The sequence below is a fragment of the Rhodococcus sp. P4_B6 genome (assembly GCF_056402215.1).
In genome coordinates, this window is sequence record NZ_JBFUHV010000154.1 from 1 (window position 1) to 21,189 (window position 21,189).

Annotated in this window: 17 protein-coding genes and 1 pseudogene; 10 read left to right on the forward strand and 8 right to left on the reverse strand. The window is 65.9% G+C overall.

Annotation, left to right across the window (positions count from 1 at the left end):
* Positions 1 to 2,319 (forward strand): amino acid adenylation domain-containing protein (locus tag AC1DWT_RS40095; RefSeq protein ID WP_477924869.1); only part of this gene is annotated, 2,319 nt, incomplete at its 5' end.
* Between the two features lie 106 nt (positions 2,320 to 2,425).
* On the opposite strand, the pseudogene AC1DWT_RS40100 reads toward AC1DWT_RS40095, so the two are convergent.
* From AC1DWT_RS40100 to AC1DWT_RS40125, 6 genes and pseudogenes are all read right to left on the reverse strand, one after another.
* A pseudogene (locus AC1DWT_RS40100) lies at positions 2,426 to 2,941 on the reverse strand (IS3 family transposase); the annotation flags it as partial.
* Positions 2,942 to 3,419: 478 nt separating this feature from the next.
* Positions 3,420 to 4,232 carry a GvpL/GvpF family gas vesicle protein gene (locus tag AC1DWT_RS40105; protein ID WP_206012257.1) on the reverse strand — a complete coding sequence of 271 codons (813 nt, stop codon included), beginning with the start codon at positions 4,230 to 4,232 and terminating at the stop codon, positions 3,420 to 3,422.
* Entirely contained in the window at positions 4,232 to 4,597 is a 366-nt protein-coding gene (gvpJ, locus tag AC1DWT_RS40110; protein WP_072947444.1) for a gas vesicle protein GvpJ, read from the reverse strand. Before gvpJ (AC1DWT_RS40110) ends, AC1DWT_RS40105 begins: the two co-directional genes overlap by 1 nt.
* A 410-nt stretch (positions 4,598 to 5,007) precedes the next feature.
* Complete coding sequence (gene gvpJ / locus AC1DWT_RS40115; protein WP_072947445.1) at positions 5,008 to 5,421, reverse strand: gas vesicle protein GvpJ; 414 nt, start codon at positions 5,419 to 5,421, stop codon at positions 5,008 to 5,010.
* Positions 5,418 to 6,791 carry an SRPBCC family protein gene (locus AC1DWT_RS40120; RefSeq protein ID WP_206012258.1) on the reverse strand — a complete coding sequence of 458 codons (1,374 nt, stop codon included), beginning with the start codon at positions 6,789 to 6,791 and terminating at the stop codon, positions 5,418 to 5,420. Before AC1DWT_RS40120 ends, gvpJ (AC1DWT_RS40115) begins: the two co-directional genes overlap by 4 nt.
* A gap of 6 nt (positions 6,792 to 6,797) precedes the next feature.
* Positions 6,798 to 7,403, reverse strand: a complete 606-nt coding sequence (locus tag AC1DWT_RS40125) for a hypothetical protein (RefSeq protein WP_206012259.1) — start codon at positions 7,401 to 7,403, stop codon at positions 6,798 to 6,800.
* A 1,406-nt stretch (positions 7,404 to 8,809) separates the two neighbouring features.
* Between AC1DWT_RS40125 and AC1DWT_RS40130 the strand changes: the two genes are divergently transcribed.
* On the forward strand, positions 8,810 to 10,315 hold the full coding sequence (locus AC1DWT_RS40130; protein ID WP_206012260.1) for a diguanylate cyclase domain-containing protein: 1,506 nt from the start codon (positions 8,810 to 8,812) through the stop codon (positions 10,313 to 10,315).
* 378 nt (positions 10,316 to 10,693) lie between these two features.
* Here AC1DWT_RS40130 and AC1DWT_RS40135 read toward each other — a convergent pair whose 3' ends face one another.
* Both AC1DWT_RS40135 and gvpJ (AC1DWT_RS40140) read right to left on the reverse strand, forming a co-directional pair.
* The gene (locus AC1DWT_RS40135) at positions 10,694 to 11,479 is read right to left on the reverse strand and encodes a GvpL/GvpF family gas vesicle protein (RefSeq protein ID WP_206012261.1); all 786 of its coding nucleotides are present in this window, start codon (positions 11,477 to 11,479) and stop codon (positions 10,694 to 10,696) included.
* Positions 11,476 to 11,844, reverse strand: a complete 369-nt coding sequence (gene gvpJ / locus AC1DWT_RS40140) for a gas vesicle protein GvpJ (protein ID WP_072947449.1) — start codon at positions 11,842 to 11,844, stop codon at positions 11,476 to 11,478. Before gvpJ (AC1DWT_RS40140) ends, AC1DWT_RS40135 begins: the two co-directional genes overlap by 4 nt.
* A gap of 864 nt (positions 11,845 to 12,708) precedes the next feature.
* On the opposite strand from gvpJ (AC1DWT_RS40140), the gene AC1DWT_RS40145 reads away from it, so the two are divergent.
* The 8 genes from AC1DWT_RS40145 to AC1DWT_RS40180 all read left to right on the forward strand — a co-directional run.
* A complete protein-coding gene (locus AC1DWT_RS40145) occupies positions 12,709 to 13,104 on the forward strand; it encodes a hypothetical protein (protein ID WP_174705557.1) in 396 nt (131 codons plus the stop codon).
* Positions 13,105 to 13,814: 710 nt separating this feature from the next.
* Positions 13,815 to 14,888 (forward strand): carbon-nitrogen hydrolase family protein, encoded by a 1,074-nt coding sequence (locus AC1DWT_RS40150; RefSeq protein WP_206012262.1) that lies wholly within the window; start codon positions 13,815 to 13,817, stop codon positions 14,886 to 14,888.
* The gene (locus AC1DWT_RS40155) at positions 14,881 to 15,969 is read left to right on the forward strand and encodes a phenylacetaldoxime dehydratase family protein (protein ID WP_206012263.1); all 1,089 of its coding nucleotides are present in this window, start codon (positions 14,881 to 14,883) and stop codon (positions 15,967 to 15,969) included. The genes AC1DWT_RS40150 and AC1DWT_RS40155 overlap by 8 nt, the downstream gene beginning before the upstream one ends.
* Before the next feature lie 16 nt (positions 15,970 to 15,985).
* Positions 15,986 to 16,975, forward strand: coding sequence for an AraC-like ligand-binding domain-containing protein (locus tag AC1DWT_RS40160; protein ID WP_206012264.1), 990 nt, complete (start codon positions 15,986 to 15,988; stop codon positions 16,973 to 16,975).
* A 301-nt stretch (positions 16,976 to 17,276) separates the two neighbouring features.
* On the forward strand, positions 17,277 to 18,902 hold the full coding sequence (locus AC1DWT_RS40165; protein ID WP_477924875.1) for a linalool dehydratase/isomerase domain-containing protein: 1,626 nt from the start codon (positions 17,277 to 17,279) through the stop codon (positions 18,900 to 18,902).
* Positions 18,895 to 19,410 (forward strand): SCO family protein, encoded by a 516-nt coding sequence (locus AC1DWT_RS40170; protein ID WP_072947461.1) that lies wholly within the window; start codon positions 18,895 to 18,897, stop codon positions 19,408 to 19,410. The genes AC1DWT_RS40165 and AC1DWT_RS40170 overlap by 8 nt, the downstream gene beginning before the upstream one ends.
* A 106-nt stretch (positions 19,411 to 19,516) precedes the next feature.
* Positions 19,517 to 20,071 (forward strand): DUF5134 domain-containing protein, encoded by a 555-nt coding sequence (locus tag AC1DWT_RS40175; protein ID WP_206012267.1) that lies wholly within the window; start codon positions 19,517 to 19,519, stop codon positions 20,069 to 20,071.
* A 53-nt stretch (positions 20,072 to 20,124) separates the two neighbouring features.
* Positions 20,125 to 21,189, forward strand: a 1,065-nt coding sequence (locus tag AC1DWT_RS40180; RefSeq protein WP_477924878.1) for a sigma-54-dependent transcriptional regulator family protein, incomplete at its 3' end; no start/stop codon positions are given.

Here is a 21,189-nt window from a genome sequence, read left to right on the forward strand (position 1 = left end):
ACCCACTTCATTCTCGCAGTGGCACAACCAACCTGCATGCTGACCACCACCCACGACGACCACATCGATCTGCCGGACCCGGTACCGGTCCTCCACACCGACACCATCGATCTGTCACGGATGTCCGCGGCGCCGGTGACCGACGCCGACCGCCGCGCACCACTGCGCCCACAGAACACGGCATACGTGATGTTCACCTCGGGATCGACCGGCCGCCCGAAGGGAGTGACCGTGGCCCACACCGCAATCACCAATCAGGTTCGGTGGGTGGTGGAGGCGTTCGATCACCGCGCCGGTGACCGCCTCCTGCAGAGCAACGCGGTGACCTTCGACGCCTCCACCCCCGACCTCTTCGCACCGCTGCAGGTCGGCGGATGCGTGGTGTTGGCAGGGCCCGACGGCCAACGCGACCCCGACTACCTGGCCAAACTCATCCGGGCTCAGAAGGTCACCCACATGGCGTCCGTGCCAACAGTGCTAACCAGTCTGATGGCGAGCCGGTYGTCGGACGCTCTCGGTGGGCTGAAGGTGGTCTACCTCGGCGGTGAAATGCTGTCCGGGCAGACGGTCGCGCAGTTGGCGCAGTTCGGTCCGGCGACGGTGTGGAACCAGTACGGGCCCACCGAAACCACCGTCAGCGTCATCTGCCATCGCTGCACCCAGCCCGAAGAGTCAGTGGTACCCATCGGCACACCCCAGACCAACTGCCACGCCTACGTACTGGACCACCGCTTACATCCGGTACCGATCGGCGTGACCGGAGAACTGCACCTGGCCGGGATCCAACTCGCCCGGGGATATCACGGCCGACCCGCCCTGACCGCCGAACGCTTCGTCGCCAACCCCTACGGCCCACCCGGCCAACGCATGTACCGCACCGGCGACCTCGTCCGCTGGCACCCCGACGGCACCCTCGAATTCCTCGGCCGCCGCGACCTCCAAGTCAAAATCCGCGGCCACCGCATCGAACTCGGCGAAATCGAAGCCACCCTCACCACCCACCCCGACATCACCCACGCCGCGGTGACGGTACACAAAGGCCCAGCCACCGAACAACTGGTGGCCTACGTCGTGCCCACCCCAGGCGCCCACGTCGCCCCCACCGCCATCCACACCTTCGCCGCCGAACACCTCCCCGACTACATGCTGCCCAACCCCATCACCATCCTCGACGCACTACCCCTGACCACCAACGGCAAGATCGACCGCCGCGCACTCCCCGCACCCGTACTACCAACACCCCAGTACCGGCCACCGACCACCGCCGTGGAAGGAATCGTCGCCGGCATCTTCGCCGACGTCCTCGGCCACGAGCGGGTCGGACTCGACGACGACTTCTTCACCCTCGGCGGCAACTCGCTGCTCGCCACCCGGGTCAGTGCGCGGCTGCGAGAGGCTCTCGGCGTCGAGATCCAAGTTACGTGGCTCTTTGCTGACTCCACGGTGGAGTCGATCGCCAGTAAAGTCGAGGCAGTCTCCGACGATTCGACACATCTTGCACCGACCGGACCTTCGGCGTTCGACGTCCTGTTGCCGATCAGATCAACCGGGAATTCAGACCCTATCTTTTGCATACACCCAGCCAGCGGATTAGCTTGGTGTTACGCAGGTTTGGCTCCACATATCCAACCGGGACGGCGAATGTACGGGCTCCAGTCCCCCGAACTTGTCGAAGATGACCCGCATCCCCGGTCGATCGAGCAGCTGGTGGAGCAGTACGTCCGGGAGATCCAGGCCGTGCAACCACACGGCCCATATCACCTACTCGGCTGGTCATTGGGCGGAGTCATCGCCCACGCCGTAGGCACACGGTTTCGCCATCTGGGGCAAAGGGTCTCACTGCTAGCGATGCTGGACAGCCGGTTACGCGAAGCGGAATCGGCTGCGGCCCCAGAATTCACCGTAAGAGACATTCTGGTCGAGCTATCCGATCTGATTGGATTCGATGCCGAAGACTTCGATGCCGCGGGAGCACCCATGTCGCCTGAACACGCGACCGAACTGATCCACATGCGGACTGGAGCATTCGAGTTTCTCCAGTCATCACATGTGAAGCGGATCGTCGCATCATTCAATGACGCGCCACGGCTGGTCGCCAATTATCAACCCCCCGCGTTCGACGGAGACGTGGTCTATTTCGCCGCCGCTGCAGCCGACGGCATGACCGAAGAGCTTGCCGACAGCTGCTGGAAGCCATACATATCCGGTTCCCTCAAGTACTATCCCATCGATGCCACGCACATTCACATGACCACGCCGCGAGCTTTGGCGGACATTGCACGAGTTCTCAACACCTATCTCGGCGACGGAGCCAGTTAGTTGCGACTCGACATCGGCCAGCGCCAGCTCCGCCGGGTTGGTTAGCGCCCCCATCAGGAGCGGCAGATGATCAGGCGCACCAGGATCAGGGAATCCACCACTATCTGATCAGGTCCGGGACGGCTGGCGCCGACTTGTCCGCGATCGTCGTGCGCTTGCTGCGGCGCAGGTGCCGGCCCACGACGTGGTGGATTCGCATCAGCCGGGCCACCCGCTTGCGGTTGATCCTGCGTCCGCAGGACCGGAGTTCGGCATGCGGGCGGGAGCGCCGTACGCGCTGCGCTGCTCGGTATGGATGGCGCGGCTCTCGGCGACCGTCGTGGCCTCGTCGGCCTGGCGCTCGACCCGGGCCGGCTCAGTAGCCAGGTGCTTGTAGGGACCCGAGCGGGAGATCCCGAGCGCCCGGCACAGCCGCTGCACGTGTCGCGCGTTTTTGTGGTCGACGATCGCGTCCTGCCCCTGACGGTCGGAACACTCGCGGTCCGGTGCGCAGAGATCGGGAACCCCGAGCCGTGCGCCGATCTGCGCCCAGGACGCGCCCTGTGTCAGGGCGGCAGTCACCGCCCGGGCGAGGAGTTCCTCGCCCGGCTCCCCGGGCGGGGCGAGTTGAGTGCGAGCGTCTCGGTGCTGCCGCCGCCGATCCTGATGGTGGACTGGCGCCATCTTCGGGACTGTATCGATTCACGGGCCGGTAAGTGACGACGTTCGCCCGCGGAGACGCCGGAGCCCGAGCGGCCTCACGTGAAGGACGTTTCTTTTCGAAACCTGCGCGCCGCTCCCGCGCACGGAGGTAAGCGATGAGCAGACCACTGACCGGCCCGGGACGCGATGGCGACCCGCGCGGATGGAGCTCGGGGTCGACGACCGCCCGGTCGCTGTTGAGGAGCGGGTGGTGACCAAGCCCGCCCGCACCAGCACGGCCGCGACCTTCGCGCGCCTTCGGGGTGAGGGTGTGGCGATCGCCGGCCTCGTACTGAGTGCGCCTGGCGATCGTCCTCGATCGCCTTCACCGCCGGCGTGGTTCGAGACGCCCGGTGCTGTGGGGTGCTTCAGGGCTGTGGGACCTCGACGTGGTCGGGGAGTTGATCGCGCATCTTGGTTCAGCCCTGCCCCGCCGGATTCTGGGTGACCACGAAGTCGTAGGCGGCCATGGGCCCGAGCAGCTTTATCTCGACCCGGCCGTCCCACTCCTCGGCCGGCGCTCCCACCGCCCGCTCCAGTCCGTCCTGCCGGTCCACGTCGACGAGGACCGCCACGTGCACGGCCTCCTCCTCGTGCGTGGGTTCGCGGCGGTTGACGGAGTCGGTGAGGTCGCCCAGGGCCTCGACCGTCTTGCGGGTGTCTTCCTCGCGCGTGCCGGCGATCGCGTTGTTCACCAGTTCCCCGAGCGCCATCCGCGCCTGGCGGCCGGCGGCCTCCGACTTGTCCCGGATTTCGTCACGCAACTGCGCCGCCTGCTCGTTTTCGTCGAGGATCTCCCGCAGGATCACCTGCTCCACGTACCGGCCCTTCACCACGTACTGGGCCTTGCCCTCCAGTTGTTGAAGGGCCGCCGCGAACTCGTCCGCATGCGCCGAAAGCAGTTCCTCCTTCACGGCGTCGGCGTCGGTGAGCACCGCACCGAACCGCAGAGGCAGCACCGCCGCCACCCGGGACGTCCCGTCCAGCACGTTCGCGTGAGCACGGAGGTCTTCGGGTCTGCCCAGTGGACGGTTCACGGATATTTCGCTGACCAGGGCGGCGATGTCACCGTCCGTGACGACGTCCACCTTCCCGTCGGCGACCCCGGTCGCGTCGCCCCCGGGTTCGACGTCGGCCGGGACGATGCCGTAGACGTACACCCCCGTCGTCTGCCTCTTGTCCGACTTCTCTGCGTTCTCGCTGTGCTGGTTCTTCGTCTGCTCCGTAACCATCACCTGTCACCTCGAGTCGACTTGCGCGACGCCCGTTCCCGTTCCGGTTCCTCTTGCCCGCCCAGCAGCCCGCCGAGCTTCTCCTCGATCGCACTCTTCGTCTTCGACTTCGCAATCTTCTCCGTCCCGCCCGACACCAGATCGGACAGCCCCTTCGGCTCGCTGCCGATCGCCAGCCGGTTCGCCGCCTCCGCGAATCGCAGATAGGTGTCGACACTGGCGACCACGACACGGGCGTCGATGGTCAGCAGTTCGATACCGACCAGCGAGACCCGCACGTAGGCGTCGATGACCAGGCCCTTGTCCAAGATGGTGTCAATGACGTCGGCCAGACTGCTCGAACTCGGCCCGCCCGCTGTGGTCATCTCCTCGCTCCTCCCTGCCCCGCTCTCGCCCCTCCCGCAACACCGCGTGCGGGCGGCTCGGTGACGCGTGGCGGTACCGGTCGTTTCTCGGCCCGCTCGGCGCTCTCGCCGCGTCCAGCTCGTCCCGGTGCAGTACCGAAATGGAGGTGTACGTGCGGCCTACCGGACTACCCCGGAACCCCGGACGCTCAATCCAGCAGAGACCGCTAAGGACTGAGTAATTCGACGCGCCCACCCCTGCGCGAAACGGTCCGACCGGTCGGCTCCTCGGACGCCGGTCACCGTCGGCACGATGCCGTACACGTAGACACCGTTGGGACGTGGCCTCGGGTGTGTCGTTGGTGTTCTGTTCCGACGTTTCTGCGCGCCGTCGCCGGTGTCGCGCAGACGACCAGCGGGACGATTTGACATCACTTGTCCTCGCGAGTGGACTTGCGTGAAACCCGTTCGCGCTGAGGTTCTTCCTGTCCGCCGCCGAGGAGGTCGCCGAGTTTTTCGCCGGCGGCTCCGAGTGCGCCCTGGGTTTTCGATTCAGAGTCGCCATCGCCGCCTCCAGCCAGGTCCGTCAGCCCCTTGGGCTCGCTGCCGATCTCGAGCCGGTTCACCGCTTCCGCGAACCGCAGGTAGGTGTCGACGCTGGCGACAACGACGCGGGCGTCGATCGTCAGCAGCTCGATGCCGACCAGCGACACGCGCACGTACGCGTCGATCACGAGGCCCTTGTCCAAGATGGTGTCGATGACGTCGGCGAGGCTGCTCGAGCTGGGCCCGCCGCTGACTCCGCCCCCGCCACCGCCACGACCTGCGGGTTGTATCGACGTCATCGCCGCGCTCCTTGCTTCGAACCGGCGGACTTGGCCGCGGTCTTGCGTGGGCGGCCACGGCGTGCCGGCGCCTTGTCCTCACTCGCGGCCGCCGTCTTGCGCGGGCGACCCCGGCGTGCCGGCGCCTTGTCCTCACTCGCGGCCGCGGTCTTACGCGGGCGGCCACGACGTGCTGGCGGCGGTGATGCCTCCTCGGTCCCCTCTTCGGGCTCCTCAGCCTCCTCCTCGGTCTCCTCTTCGGGCTCCTCAGCCTCCTCCTCGGGCTCCTCAGCCTCGGTCTCGTCTGTTTCCTCCGGCTCCTCGGTGTCCTCCTCGGGTTCCTCGTACTCGTCCGTTTCCTCGGCCTCGTCCTCCCCTGTTTCCTCCGGCTCCTCGCCTTCGTCCGTTTCCTCCGGCTCCTCGTACTCGCCCCCGGTCTCGTCTGTTTCAGCGGGCTCCTCGGTCTCGTCCTCTTCGCCCTCGTCCAGCTGCGCTTCGTCCTGCTCGTCTTCTGGTTCCACTTCCTCGGGCTCGACGACCTTGCCGTCCCGGATTTCTCCGCGCCACCCCTCTATCTCGTCGGGATGGAGAACGGACTGGGTCATGACGTGACGACCGAAGTGCTTCAACTCCAAACGCGCTCGCCGACCCTGCGCCCGCCACAGGTTTCCCGTCCTCTCGAACAACCCCTTCGGGTGATACTCGAGGATCAGAAGAATCCGGGTGAGATCGGGAGTCACCTCGTGGAACGTCACCGCACCGTCGATGAAACCCTTGGCACCCTTCGACCGCCACACGATCCGCTCATCCGGGACCTGCTCGAGGATCGACGCCTCCCAGGTGCGATGCGAAAGGAAGATCTTCGCTTTCCACTCGAGCTTCTCGTCCGCTTCCTGCTCCACCCGCTCGACCTTCTTCATGAACGAGGGGAAGTCGGCGAACTGGGTCCACTGGTTATACGCCAGTTGGACCGGCACACCGACATCGATCGTTTCGACGATGTTGGTCAACTTGAGCTTCTTGCCCTTACCGCCACCACCACCGCCGCCGCCGGTGACCGCGTCCTTCACATCCGACGCCGTGTCCTTCACCTTGTCGGTCAGCCCGGAGAACAGTGACTTGCCGTCGCCCTTCCCGTTCCCGTCACCGTTGCCGTTGCCGTTTCCGGTGACCGCGGACAGCAGGCTGCCACCGCCGCCCTCGGCGTAGTCGGTCAGCCGGCCGGTCGCGCCCGCCACCTTGTCCGAGACGGTGGATAACGCCTTGTCGGTCACGGTGCCGAGCAGGCCCTGCGCCGCCTTCTGCAGCGGTGACACCGAGGCGGCCTCACCGGACGCACCGGAGACATTCTTGCGCAGCTTCTTCGCCGCACTGTCGAGATTCGAGGTCATCGCTGATCACTTCCGGGTGCGTCGAATGGGGATGACATCGGTCGTCGCCTTCGCGCGCGACTTCCGGACACGGGTGGGGGTCTCGTCCTCGTCGTCCTTCTTCGTCGACGACCGGGACCGGGTCGGCCGGGAACCACCACTACTCGAGGAGCGGCGGCGCGGGGCCGGACGCTTCCGGGCGCGAGGCGCCTCCTCCTCGGAACCCTCGTCCTCGTCTGCGTCGGGCTCCTCCTCGACCTCTGCGTACTCCTCGTCGTCGTAGTCGTCCTCAGGCTCCTCACGACGCCTGCGATTGGACCTCTTCCCGTCCGGGATCTCGTCACCGCCCGATTGCAACCGGGAGTTCAGCGAGTCGATGCGACGACTGGCCGCGGTCACCGCGGCCGTCTTCGCCGCGTTCATCAATTCCTTGCGGACCGTCTCGCCGAGCTTGGCAACCTCGGGTGAGTTCGCGAGCAGCCTTCCTCCTTGTCCGAGAACACCCAGTGATCCGGAAGGAAACCGACTGGATGCTCCGGCACCCGCGAGCATCAACGCCAACTTCATCTTGTGCGTGCGGCCCAGCATGTACCCGGCACCCACGGCCAACGCCATCTGACCTTTGCCTGTCATCGCCCAACCCCTTGTTGTCGAGAAGATGTGGTGCACCTCGGCGCCGGCGTCGGCGAAAAGGATGGGGCCGTGGTCGGTGGGTGGTGCCTTCGTTCCGCCGACTACCCCGGGGCCGCTCCGCTCAATCTGCCGAAGCCCTCGAGTTCCGCGAGGGYGGAGGCGAACTCGTCGTCGTGTTCGGCGAGCAGTACGTTCGTCACCGCGTCACATCGGACAGGACCGCACGGTACGACCGCGGGCCGTCGGGGATACCCGCGTATCGCAGTTATCTGCGGGTACCCGCTCAGTACGCTGCCCGCGCCGCGAAGGTGGACCGGGCAGCCAGCCCCGCTCGGTCGCCGAACCCCTTCGGCCGGCGGGGCGCCCCGCCGCGCGCGGACCGAGGTCGAGCGCTCGCCCACCCCGCCGTAGCCCACGTGTGGTCCCACCTCCGTAATCTCGTGGATCACGCAAATACACACGAGAGACAAACGCGCCGAGTAATTCGGAGTTGCCCCCATTTCCCAAATTGATTACCCAGGAACATTATGGGCGGTCGTTAATTTGCACAGAACATTATGGGCGGTTGTTAATTTCATTATGTGAGAAATTCGCTTTTTTTGCGAAACGCTTCCCAGCCCCGAGCGCGATAGGCATGGTAAGCGGGGATCGACGAACCCGTGGATTCATCACCAGGAAAGGCGTGAATTCTGATGGGTTCTGCAGGAATCAACTTCGACGTCGCGTTCGAGGCAGGTGACTGAGCGTCACCTTCGGCGGCGGCATCCGACCGAGCCGACCGACCGAGCAATCCAGGCCAGCGGTGACCCGGCTCACCTGGGGCAGCCGGGCCACCGCCCCGATCAGTACGATCACCGGCCAGGTGACGCCTGTCCCTACCGCCATCCTCCGCCGGCAGGCGAGCTCGGCCTGCGGGGTGCCCGGTCGGCGGGCGATTACGCAGTCGAGTCGAAATTGTCACCTCGAAATCAGGCCGGTCGACCCCAGAATAACCTTGCGCGAAGCGCGGTTCGAGAATGTGGGCCTCGCAGTATGTACACGTGATTTTGCCGACATCGGATATCTGAGGGTCCCGTTTCTGCATTTTCATCTCACCGTGCACGAGAGTGACTGGTCTCGGAAATTCCCGGCCGCAGCATATACAAAGGACACCCTCACGGAGACGACCCGGATGAACACCAGATACGGCCTCGTCACCAGCTCGTTGATCAGCGCGACTTGCCCGAAACCACACCCCGCACCCATGGATCAGCAGGGAGCCCGCGGCGTAGGGCATCGGGCCCCAGGACATCTCCGCCTCGGCATGTCCGCGCCGCCTGGGCGGCCTTCACGCGAAACGAATGCGCCATCCGGTGCGACATACCAATTCACTGAAAGCTGTTGAACGAGAATGAAACCGACCAGTAGTGACTGAATTATCCGAACCATGCCGGGTGCCGGAGGGCGCCGGACAATCCGGGTTCCCCGAAGAGGGGACCCGATCCGAAACGGGATCGTTCCCGGGCGCGGCGATGTCGGCGCAGCTGGCCGCCGCACTGGAATGCGCACCGACCCCCGTAGGACTGTGGGAATTCAGGTCGGGCCGCCTCCGGTACCTCAACCCGGCCGGCGCCGCCCTGCTCGGATTCCCGGACGGCGGCGAGGCGTTCGGGCACACGGTCGCCGACGTCTGCACCGACACCGTGGTGGAACAGGCACCGGAAGTCTCCGCCGCCCTGACCGAACATGGTCGGTGGTGCGGGCAAACGGAGCTGCGGCACCTACGCACCGGAACACCGATCCCGACGGTCCTGTCGGTTTTCGTCACCGAACGCGACACGGACGGGCGGCCACTGCTGATCGGGGCGATCGCCCGGGAGCCGTCCACCTCCGGCGAGCGGGAACACCCGCTGCTCGCCGCTCTCGCGGACGCCGACCGCCGGTGCCGGGAACAACACGTACTCGCCGAACTGAGCCGGCTCGCGGTCACCGCCGACCTCGACACGCTCCTGACCGCGGCGACCGGGATGGTCACCGCGCTGCTGGGGCCGCGGTGCGCGGCGGTCGCCCGGGTGCACGGTACCGGCGGGGCGGCCCTGCCGGTGCTCGGCTACCACGGACCCGGGCCGCGCCCGAGCACCGTCGCCGCCGGCTGCGGCTCGCTGACCGGGTACGCGGCCGCCGAGGCGGTGGTGGTGTGCTGCCCGGACCGCGCCCGCGAGCGACGGTTCGCCAGCGCGGATATGGCCGCGCACGGGCTGGGCAGCGGCATCGGCGTGCCGATCGGGCACGATCCGATCTGGGGAGTGCTGACCGCCCATTTCGCCCGACCGCGTGTCGCCCCGGAGCGTGAGGTGGCGTTTGTGTCCGCGGTGGCCGCGGTACTGTCCACCGCGATCGACCGACTCGGCGTGGAGGAGCGGTTGCGGCATCAGAGCCTGCACGACCCGCTCACCGGGTTGCCGAATCGCACCCTGGCCCTGGAGCGGATCACCGCCGCCCTCGACCAGGCGGCGCACACCGGCATTCGGGTCGCGGTGCTGGTGATCGACCTGGACAACTTCCGCCGCCTCAACGCCCGACTGGGGCACGCCGGCGGCGACGCCGCCCTGGTCCGACTCGCCGACCGCCTGCGGTCCCTGGTCCGGCCCACCGACACCGTGGCGCGCCTGGGCGGCGACGAATTCCTGATCCTGTGCCCGGCCGTCACCGGTCCCGCGGAGGCGACCGCGATCGCCGACCTGATCGCCACCGTGGACCCGCACCCGGGGGCTGCCCCGATCACGGCGAGTGTCGGGATCGCCGTCACCGGTGCCGCCGTCTCCCCGCACGAGCTGATTCATCACGCCGACCGGGCGATGTACCGGGCCAAGGCCACCGGCCCCGGCCGGTACGCACTACACAGCCCCGACCCCGCAGACCCAGGCCGCTGAGCGGTACCCCGGGACCGAGGCTCAACAAACCCGCCACGGTATGCGTCAAACCCCCGACATTCTGCCGCTCCAACACCGGCAACGGCGGGAACGCTCCGAGTAACAACTGCTCACCGCGATGTCGTGCCTGCTGAACGTGCAACATCTAGGCCGGTCCACCGCGACACCCGCCCTGGGGTGCGCCCACCACTCCTCATACCGGCCACCGCGGAGGCCCTCGACTGCCGCCGGGAGCACCGCACCGCACCGCGAATGTTCCGACGATCAGCGGCAGAACACGCATCGTCGACCACGAAAGGAGTCCTGTGCTCACAGCGCGTCACCGACTGCAACGATGAACACAGACTCCTCGAATGCTGCACGCCACAGAATCGTTCGTCAGCCCTCCGGTTTCGGTCTCACCACAAAGTCGTAGGGGGCCATGGGGCCGAGGATGCGCATCGTCACCCGGTTGTCCCAGCGTGCGGCCAGCTCTCCCACCGTCTGCTCGAGTGCGTCTTGCCGGTCGACCTCGAGGAGGATCGCGATCTGGACGGCGTCCTCGTCGTGGGTGGGTTCGCGAACGGTGACGGTGTCGGTCAGCGGTGACAACGCGTCGAGAGTGATACGGGTGTCCGTCTCCCGCTTGGCCTCGAGGGCGTGGCCGATGATCTCGCCCAGAGCCATCCGGGCGTCCCGGGTGAGCTCCTCGGGTTGGCCGCGGATCGACTCGAGCAGGGCGGTAGCCTTCGGGCTTTCGTCGACGATCTCCCGAACGATGCTCTCCTCGACGTAGCGGCCCTTGATCATGTACTGCGCGAAACCCTCGAGTTCGTCGAGAGCCGAGGCGAACTCGTCGTGATGTTCGGCGAGCAACTCGTTGATCACGGCGTCGCGGTCGGACACGACGGCACCGAACCGCAGCGGCAGCACCGGGGCCACGTGCGAGGTGCCGTCGAGGATGCGGGCGTGGGCCTGCAGATCCGCGGAGGTGCCGAGTCGGTGGTCCGGGTCGATCTCGCTGACCAAGGCCGCGATGTCGCCGTGCGTGACACTCTCGATCGGGGCATCGTGAATACCGGTCGCATCCTCTTCCGGTTGCACGTCCGCGGGCACGATTGCATACACGTAGATCACGGACGCCGCAGCGCCCTCGGTGTCGTCGGTGTCCTCCGGGGAGGTCATTTTTGTCTCCGCCGCGGTGCCGGTTCGCGTTCGCCGCCGGATGATCCGCCGAGCAGCTCACCGAGGGTCTCCCCCACGCCCTCGAGGACACCCTTGGTCTTGGATTTGGTGCTGCCGCTGCCCTTGACGTCGGAGACCAGGTCGGACAGACCCTTCGGTTCGCTGCCGATCGCCAGCCGGTTCGCCGCCTCGGCGAACCGCAGATAGGTGTCGACACTGGCGACCACGACACGGGCATCGATCGTCAGCAGCTCGATACCGACCAGCGAGACCCGCACGTAGGCGTCGATGACCAGGCCCTTGTCCAAGATGGTGTCGATGACATCCGCCAGACTGCTCGAGCTCGGACCGCCCGCTGTGGTCATTGCATCGCTCCTCGCTCCCGGCCACCCCCGTCCCGGAACTTTCCGTCTGTGGTCCGCTCGGCGCCCCGGCCGGACTCGCCCCGCGCGGGCATACCCCGAAACGGATGCCCGCGCGCGAACTACCGGACTACCCGCAACGGCCGAAATTCAATCAGTCAAAACCGCTGGAGGCTAGTCGATTCGGCCCCGAAGGTGTGCTGGATACTGGCGGTTCCTTCGTCACGGCCGCCGCGGCGCCGAGCGTGGCATTGCCCTGCCCTCCTTGAATGCGACCGTGCCACCGGTGAAAGCGGGCGCAAGCTGGGCGGTCAAGGTGACTGGGCACGTCGTCGCAGCCATACCCTGGATCGAGACTGTCGTTGTGGTGTTGATGGCCGCAGCTGCGGCGTGCGGAGCCACCAGCATCATTGCCGCGGCGGTCGCTGCAAGGGTCAACATTCCGGCCCGCAGGCGGCGGGCAGGTCTGCGTCGACGATGCGCACCACGGCCTGCAGACTCCCCACCTGACAGGTTGGATGCCACTGATGTGATCATGGCCGCACTCCTTCGATTCGCGCTGTGGGGAACGCGAAGCGGACGACCACGCATCAGATGTTTTCGCGGCCGCCCGGGCCGCTGAAGTTGACGCTACTCGGGGCAGTAGCCACCAACAATGCCAAACCGACCGTTCGGCACTGTGTGGTCGGCGGTACTTCTTTCCTGGCGATCTGGGCATATCGGCAAATCTCGTACCTCCTGACCCCCTCGGGGCGGCACGGACGGCGGCCGTGCGCGACATGCGTGCAGTGCTGATGCTTCCCGCGCACCGACCTCGGGCAGCCGATCATCCACATGTTTCCGCCGCGAGGGTTAGCATCCCAGAGCGTGACAACATTGCGGTCGATACCGCTCACGCTTTTGCGAATGAATTACCGAATGTTACGTATCCCTTTGCAATTGATCGAACAGGTCGCGGAATCACGCCTGGATGAGCACGACCGGTCCAGGCTGACCTACGAGGGATTCCTTGTCCAGTGCGACCGAACTGCCGCCACTCATCTCGGTGACACTGTCGCTGCAGAGCGCGCCGAGGAGTTACGGCGCCATATCCTCGCCACACAGATGACCGTCGCTCTGCAACGGCGGCGGCTCGAGCAGCGACGAGAAGCCGAGGCCGCCGACAGGACGGCGCAATGGGAGGAGCGGCAGCGACACAAGGAGCGGCTCCGTGCGGCGACGGTGGTACCGCTTTTCGACCCCATCGAACCCCCGTCGCCGTAACATCGCCACGATCATCGCGGATGTCCGGTCGATCCCCCGCCACGTCCTCGAACATTACGCCCGGGATGCGATCCGCCCACCGCGCGTGCACCAGGCCCGCCTGCGCGAGCCAAATCAGCACGTCTCGTGCAACACTCGAGTACAAGCACATTCGCGTCGCAGAAGCCGGTGAAGGTCACGTCAGTACAGTCCGCGGCCTTCTGTCAGGGTCGCCGGCTCCTCCGCGGCGCCAGTTTGTGCAGCACCCTCCCGGCCGCCGTCCCTGGGCGCATCCCAGCGCCGAGCGGGTCATCCCGCGAACCCCATTTTGGCCGCGAGAGGGGGACCGATTGCGGCGGGTCGGCGCCCAGGCACCGCCCGATGCCTCGGGCAGCAGTCGCCGACCATCCCGACACGCAGTAGCTGCCGCACGTGGTTTCGGCCAGTGCTCGCGGCACATTCTCGTGTGAGACTCGACAGGTGACCAGGGCCCACGATCCGGGACCACTGGCCGTCGAGACGGACACCGGCGGTGAGAGCACACGCACGGTGATCATCGCGTTCGGCGCCAATGCCGGGGTCGCCATCGCCAAATCGGTGGCAGCACTGATGACCGGCTCCGGATCCATCGTGGTGTGCGGCTGTCAGTCAAGAAGGTCGCGTCACTGGGGCCACAGCGGGGGTGTTCTGAGGCCTAGGTTTCTCTCTATTCCCCAGCAGAGGAGATTCTCATGGCGTCACATCATCATTCCTTCCGTGCCGCGGCGGTCCAGGCCGCACCGGTCTTCCTCAACTTGGAAGCGTCAATCGACAAGGCCATCGCACTGATCGAGGAGGCGGCGAACGCCGGCGCCGAGCTGATCGCCTTCCCGGAGACCTTCCTACCCGGTTATCCATTTCACATCTGGCTCGACTCCCCCGCCTGGGCCCTCCAGTTCACGGGCCGGTATTTCGACAATTCCCTCGAGTACGGATCGGTTGAGGCCGATCGCCTCGCCGCCGCCGCACGCGACAACCACATCATGGTCGTGATGGGGCTGAGCGAGCGGTTCCAGGGCAGCCTCTACATCGCACAGTGGATCATCGGAGCTGACGGACGCACGATCGCCACCCGGCGCAAGCTGAAGCCGACCCACGTGGAACGGACCGTGTACGGGGAGGGCGACGGAACCGACCTCTCGGTCTACGACACCGATCTCGGCCGACTCGGAGCATTGTGCTGTTGGGAGCACCTTCAGCCGCTGTCGAAGTACGCCATGTACGCGCAGAACGAACAGATTCATGTCGGTGCCTGGCCCAGTTTTTCGCTTTACCCAGGCGCAGCGTATGCGTTGGGCCCCGAGGTGAACACGGCCGCCAGCCGCGTGTATGCCGTCGAGGGTGGGAGCTTTGTGATCGCGCCCTGCGCCACGGTTTCGGCGGACATGGTGGAGAGGTTGTGCACCGACGACGCGAAGCGGGCGATGCTGTCGGAAGGTGGTGGATACGCCCGGATCTTCGGACCCGACGGGCAGCTGTTGCACGAGCCCCTCGACCCGTCGACCGAAGGCCTGGTCTACGCCGACATCGACACAAGCGCGATCGCTGTCGCCAAGGCCGCCGCCGATCCCGCCGGACATTACGCGCGACCCGATGTAACCCGGTTGTGGCTGAACAAGGCTCCGGGCGATCGCATCATCTCAGGGACGCCCGACGAAGCTGGCGTGACCCGAATGTTCGAGGGAGACGACACCATATCCGCTGCTGTAAACAGCCTCCCTGAAGAACTCGCGCTCGACGGCACCCTCACCCGGCAGCATGTCTGATTACGAGTCGGCGATCCCGGCGCACCTGGCCCCGGCGCGGACGTGCCCTGTTCGGACACCCCACAATTTCCACCCGCCATATCCGTCGTACACGGCCCGCTACGACACCTCAACGACCCGAGTGGTAATGGCCTACTTCGGAGTTCAGTCGATCAACGAAAAACGACACGTCGCACAGGAAGCGGTGACAGGCCTGCGACGACAACTCGCCGTCGCGGCGGGATCCCCACGGATCGAACGTGCCCGCTACCTCGATGAGAGAGGGTACGAGACGGAGATCGTCATCGGGTATTGGGCCAATGACGAGGCGTTCAACCGGTGGTTCACCGAAATAGGTTCGGAGTGGACCGCACCGAGGCGCCACACCAACGGCGTCGGCTTCTTCGTCGAGGTCCTTCACCCCGAGGTCCGACGTTTCGAGACACTCTTCTCCGCCGTCGACCGACTCGAGGGTGTCGCTCGAATCTCCGAGGCCCTCAGTGGTGAGATCCGCGAGCACGGCTACTGGGGCGGTATGCGTGACCGGCTTCCCATCGCCGCCGAGAGCAACCTCGAACCCTCCGGTACTCCGTCCGTCACCCACGACGGGCCCCGCACACGCGTGCATCCCGTGGACAATCTGTGCCTGATCCGCTCCGGACAGGACTGGACCGACGCAGACGGCGATGAGCGGGCGCTGTATCTGAACGACGTCGAACCGGTCCTCCGCACCGGAATGAACTTCCTGCGAGACGCCGGCCGACCCCTCGGGTGCTTCGCGAACCGGTACATGACCGTGCTCTCGGACGACGGCGACCCGCTGGACAAGACGTTCGGGATGAGGTGGTGGCGCAGCCTCGGTGACCTCGAGCGGTGGGCGGAATCCCATCCCACACATGTCGCGATTTTCGGTGCCGCGCTTCGCTACCTGTCCACTCTGGGCCCGGCGGCCACGCTCCGCCTGTACCACGAAGTCACCGTGGCGGCGGCCGACGAGCAGTTCTTCGAGTACCTTGGGTGCCACGATGAAACCGGGATGTTGGCGTCGACCAGCCATCGGTCCGGCGCAGCGCTCGACTCCGAGGTAGTCGAGACGTCGTAGGTCTGAAGGTGAACAGATGATTCACGATCCCGCCGGGCGGACGACATCGAGAACCGTCCTGAGTACCGACTCCGTGGACCATGCCGACCGGAGAGAGTTCTGGACCCGGGCCGTTAGCCAGACGTATGTCGATCTCCAGTGCGAGGTGCCGGGTTCCTCGGCTGCGGCCGCCTCGATCGATGGCTCGATCGAGGCGGCCCAGTTGGTGACGCTCGGGTTGTCCAAGGTCACGGCCACGGCCCAGTCCGTTTTGCGGACCCCGGCCGGCATCGCGCGGACCAGTGACGACTACTTCCTTGTCAGTGTGCAGAACCGGGGCAACGGATTCGTCGTGCAGGATGACCGGATCGCCCGACTCGAACCCGGCGACTTCGCGATGTACGACACCACCCGGCCGTACGAACTCCACTTCGCCGACAACTTCGAGCAATACGTCCTCCGGTTGCCGGGCTCGACGCTGCGCACCCTCGTGCGCAACACGGCCGACCTCACCGCCCGCCGAGTCCCCAGCGCTCAGGGCGCCGGGAAACTACTCCTCACTATGGTGCGCACCCTCCTCGACGACACCGAGATAGCCACCCAGTCGGCGGAGGCGCTAGCGCAAAGTGTGGAATACCTCGTAGTCGCAGGCTTGTCCGGATTCACCGGTCTCGACGCACCGCCGCCGCAGCTGGCGGCGCGGCGGCTCGCCGCGATCAAACAGGAGATCCGCGCCCGCCTCCGCGACCCCGACCTTTCCGTCGCTTCGGTCGCTGCGACGCTCCACCTGTCGCCCAGCACACTCCACCGTGCCTTCGCCGACGAACCGTGCTCGGCCAGCGAGTGGATCTGGACGCAACGGCTCGACGGGACGAGGCGGGAACTCGTCGATCCGACTCTGTCGAACATCTCGATTTCCGACATCGCCTTCGGTTGGGGCTTCTCCGACGCCGCGCACTTCAGCCGGGCCTTTCGTGCTCGATTCGGATGCAGTCCCAGCGACTACCGCAGATCCGCGCTCGGGTAGCCGTCCCGCCCGGTGCACCTCATGTGCCCTTCACCGATCGACAACATCGCCCGAAAGGCTGGTGATGCGATTGCGCTCCGCGCGCCCGACACGAAGTCGGGCCCAGTCCGCGCGGACGTGTTCGCGATCGGAACACTTCACCACACCAAAACGCGGCAGTGTGAATCACGTCACGAACACCGGCGGTGGTTTCGGTCAGGGCAACCTCCGAGTGCACGTGCACAACCGGCACTCTCGGAAATCAAATATTCACGCGGAGAACCCGCCCAGACGGGCGAGTTCCAGAGGAAGGGACAAACTAGTGTCGTCGCTGAAGACCGGGCCGGAAGTGGCACATGGACGAGACATCGCTGACGTCGACGCTGTATTGACCGCAGAGCAACTCGGTCACATCCGGCATTTCGACAACCTGTCCCGGCAGCTACCCAACGACTGGTCGTTGATGCAGGGCAAGGGAATCGGCCAGTTCGACTTCGGGGGGATACGGTTCCAAGTTGCCTACATGGCCTACGCGCTTGCGCTGGCCCATGTCCATCGGTTGCCGAACGCACCGGGTGTATTCAAACCCGTATTCGAACGTCTTATCGAGAAGATCTTGATGCCCGAGGCGTGGCTGTACTGGCGCGACGTCAGTCGCGGCGGTGCGGTGTTCAACGCGCACCTGGCCGAGAACTACCACGAGGAGTGGAACCCGGTCGCCCGCGACAACATCATGTACAGCGCCTACGTGCAGTCCATGACCCTGATGTATCACCACCTCTTCGGTGACGACCGATATTCACAGCCCGGCGCCCTGAGCTTCGACTACTGGTCCTTCTTCTGGGGCGGCGAACCGAAACGATTCGAGTATGACGAGAACTCCCTCAACGAGCACCTGTACTGGCAGATGGTCGAGAGCGGCTATCTCGGCGTCGCCTGCGAACCCAACTGCACCTTCCAGATCTGCAATCAACCGGCGATCCTCGGCTTCCGCATGCACGATCTGGTGACCGGAGAGAACGTCGCGGCCGGGGTCACCCGCAGCTACGAACAAGCCTGGAAGCAACTGGGCAGACTCGACTCGACCGGCCACTACAACATGATGCTCACGCAGGATTCCGGCACCGTCGTCCCCAACGAGGCGACAGCACCGTGGATCGACGCCTGGTGCGGAACGTTGATGAACACGTGGAACAGCGAGTTCGTCCACGCCCACTACCCCCAGCAGATCACGGACCTCCTCGTCGACGGCCCGGACGGCACGAAGTCCGTGCGCACCCCACCCGCCCAGCAAGTGATGGGTCAAACCGTCATCAACGACACCTGCGATTTCGGATGGGTCGCGGCGTGGGCATCGGAGATGGGCGACACCACCGCACTCCACGGACTCCTCACTCACGCCGACCGCTTCATGAACCCCACCTGGCGGGACGGGGGCCTGTTCTACCCGCGCAATGACACCGAGGTCGACGAACACGGCAACCGCACCCTGATCGAACCGCTGACCGGCAACGCCTTACTCGGATACGCCCGACTGAACGTCCCGGACGGTATGCGGAAGTTGTACAACGAACATTGGGGCCCAGCACATTTCACCGAACCTGTGTTGTCCGATGTGGCTGGTGACATCGCGGTGAGCCAGGCGCGCTTCGATCCCGCCTCGGACGTGCTGACTTTCCGCGTGCAGCGACATGGTGAGCGCGAGGGTGACGGGTCGATTGTGCTCGGCAACGTCGCCGACAGGAAGCACTGGTCGTTGACGGAGAACGGTGTCGTCGTCGCGACGGGCGGGGCCGGCGGACCGATCGCACCGGGACCGCACACCGGCGGTGCACAGGAAATTGAGATCGATCACGTCGAGGGTGGTATCGGAATCCGGGTTCCCGCCGGCGCACCGCGCACATTCCACCTCGCTGTGTCCCCTCTGAAGGGACACAGCGATGAATGAGACCACGAGCAACGTCACCGGCCGACACATCGGCGGAACGTTCGACCTCGTCGACCATCACGGGCACGAGGTGAACGAGCGCACCTACCGCGGCACGTACGCGGTGATCTTCTTCGGCTTCACCCACTGCAAGATGGTGTGCCCCCGTGCGCTGCACCGCCTGTCGACGGTACTCGACCGCCTGGGGCCGCTCGCCGAACGCGTTCAGCCGCTGTACATCACCGTCGACCCGGAACGGGACACCCCGGAGGTGATGAAGGATTTCCTCTCCCCCGGTTATCCGCGGTTCACGGGGCTGACCGGTACACCGGCACAGATCGACCGGGCCAAGAAATCCTTCCGCGTGTTCGCCACCACCGTCGCCGACCCGGATGATCCCCACAACTACCAGATGCCACACTCGGCGTTCACCTATGTCCTCGGTCCCGACGGTGCCTATCTCACCCATTTCACCGACGCCGTCGACGAAGACGAGCTGGTCACCCGGCTGTCGTCGATTCTCCGGTGACCCTGCAACCACGTCCGCCGGGCAAGCCCGCCCGGCGTCCGTTCGCGAGTAATCGGGAACAGTGCTCCTCGACGGCCGTCAACCTCAGTGAAGTTCGAAGGTTCTGATGCATGATCTCCCTCTGATCCACGCACTGGGGATTATCGGCATCGTCGGTGCTGCGCTTCCCCTGTTCCGCGAACGCGGCCGCAGACGCAGGGCATGGGTTGCGCACCTGGCGATGGTGGTGGTGATGGCGGCGATGTTCATCCCCGGTGGCATGACGGGGTGGGTGAGCGTGGGGACGGGATGCCTTCTGATCGCTCTGGCGATGTGGGTTACCGCCGACGCGGCGGACCGTGCGGCCGCATTGCCTTGCGCAGCGGACCTCGCTGCAATGGCTCTGATCCTATTGTTCGTTTCACCCGCCCTGACCTATTCCGACGGGGCACCCCGATCGGACGGGTATCAGGTGCCCCTCCACGCACACCAGATGCTCGGTGGGCCGCCGATGATCTTCACTACCTGGCTCGGCCTGCTCGTTCTGGCCGGCTGGGCCACCATCGCGCTGTACCCCCTCCTCTCGCAGCGGGGCCCGATCGGCAGGCAGACAAAGATCACCGTGGCCTCGGGCATACTGATGATTACCGGAATGGTGCCGATGGCAGCTGACGGGAGATGAGGAACGCAAGCGCCTGACATGCGGAATCATTCGCGAGGGCGATGGAGCAAGAGATGACACCTGAGCAGTCCCCGAACGCGTCGTCCCGCCGGCGACCGGAAATCGAGCTGGCGTGGCACCGTGCCACGCTGAGCGGACTCGACCCCGGCATGGAGGTCCGCGAAAGCGCGATCAGTGACATCGAGGTGCGCAGCACCCTCACGATCGCCGCCGGTCCCGTCCTGGACAAAATGGTCGACGAATTGGCGGACACCCGATTTTCGATACTCCTCGCGGACCGGACCTCCCGCATCGTCGACCGGCGCGTGACCAGCAGCACGATCGGCCGTGCCCTCGACCGCGTCCTCGCCGTTCCCGGCTTCCAGTACCTGGAAGAGGTGAGCGGGACGAACTCGTTGGCCACCGCCTTCGAGCTCCGGCGGCCGATCGCGGTGACCGGTGAGGAACACTTCCTCGAGGCGCTGCGGTGTTTCTGTTGCTACGGAGCCCCGATCATCCATCCGGTCACCCACCGGCTCGAGGGCGTCATCGACGTCTCCGGCCCCGTGGCCGACGCGACCACGCTGCTCGGGCCGTTCCTGATGCGGGCCGCACGCGACATCGAAGAACGTCTGCTCGAAGGATCACGGGTGGCGGAAAAGCAGCTCCTCGCCGAATTCCAGGCCCACGCGAACCAGCGAAGGTTCGCGGTGGTCGCCCTCGGTGAGAACCTGGTGCTGACGAACTCCGCAGCCGTCGATCTCGTCAAAGGTTCCGACCATGTCGCCCTGCGTGCCATCGCAGCGGATCTTCCCGGGACCGCGCCGGTCGAATGCTCGCTCACCCTCTCCTCGGGCGCGGAAGTGTCCGTCCGGGCCAGAGCGGTCACCGGGAGCCACGGGGGCGCGCTCTTCGAGATCACCGAAGGCGGGATWCCCAGGACGCGCCGGCCCCGGCCGCGCAGCGCACCCGTGACCGGCGCACCGGACAACGAGCCACACCCGACCGGCCTGGCCCGGACCATCTTGATCACCGGAGAGCCGGGAACCGGCCGAACCACCACCGCGCGGACGATGGGCGGCCCGGAGTGCGCGATATTCGACGCCGCCGACGCGATCGGGGAGGAAGCACAGTGGTTC

Excerpts from the sequence above, each read along its gene's own strand:
- AC1DWT_RS40105 (WP_206012257.1), bottom strand. The coding sequence starts at position 4,232 with ATGGTTACGGAGCAGACGAAGAACCAGCACAGCGAGAACGCAGAGAAG.
- gvpJ (WP_072947444.1), bottom strand. The coding sequence starts at position 4,597 with ATGACCACAGCGGGCGGGCCGAGTTCGAGCAGTCTGGCCGACGTCATT.
- gvpJ (WP_072947445.1), bottom strand. The coding sequence starts at position 5,421 with ATGACGTCGATACAACCCGCAGGTCGTGGCGGTGGCGGGGGCGGAGTC.
- AC1DWT_RS40120 (WP_206012258.1), bottom strand. The coding sequence starts at position 6,791 with ATGACCTCGAATCTCGACAGTGCGGCGAAGAAGCTGCGCAAGAATGTC.
- AC1DWT_RS40125 (WP_206012259.1), bottom strand. The coding sequence starts at position 7,403 with ATGACAGGCAAAGGTCAGATGGCGTTGGCCGTGGGTGCCGGGTACATG.
- AC1DWT_RS40135 (WP_206012261.1), bottom strand. The coding sequence starts at position 11,479 with ATGACCTCCCCGGAGGACACCGACGACACCGAGGGCGCTGCGGCGTCC.
- gvpJ (WP_072947449.1), bottom strand. The coding sequence starts at position 11,844 with ATGACCACAGCGGGCGGTCCGAGCTCGAGCAGTCTGGCGGATGTCATC.
- AC1DWT_RS40150 (WP_206012262.1), top strand. The coding sequence starts at position 13,815 with ATGGCGTCACATCATCATTCCTTCCGTGCCGCGGCGGTCCAGGCCGCA.
- AC1DWT_RS40155 (WP_206012263.1), top strand. The coding sequence starts at position 14,881 with ATGTCTGATTACGAGTCGGCGATCCCGGCGCACCTGGCCCCGGCGCGG.
- AC1DWT_RS40160 (WP_206012264.1), top strand. The coding sequence starts at position 15,986 with ATGATTCACGATCCCGCCGGGCGGACGACATCGAGAACCGTCCTGAGT.
- AC1DWT_RS40170 (WP_072947461.1), top strand. The coding sequence starts at position 18,895 with ATGAATGAGACCACGAGCAACGTCACCGGCCGACACATCGGCGGAACG.
- AC1DWT_RS40175 (WP_206012267.1), top strand. The coding sequence starts at position 19,517 with ATGCATGATCTCCCTCTGATCCACGCACTGGGGATTATCGGCATCGTC.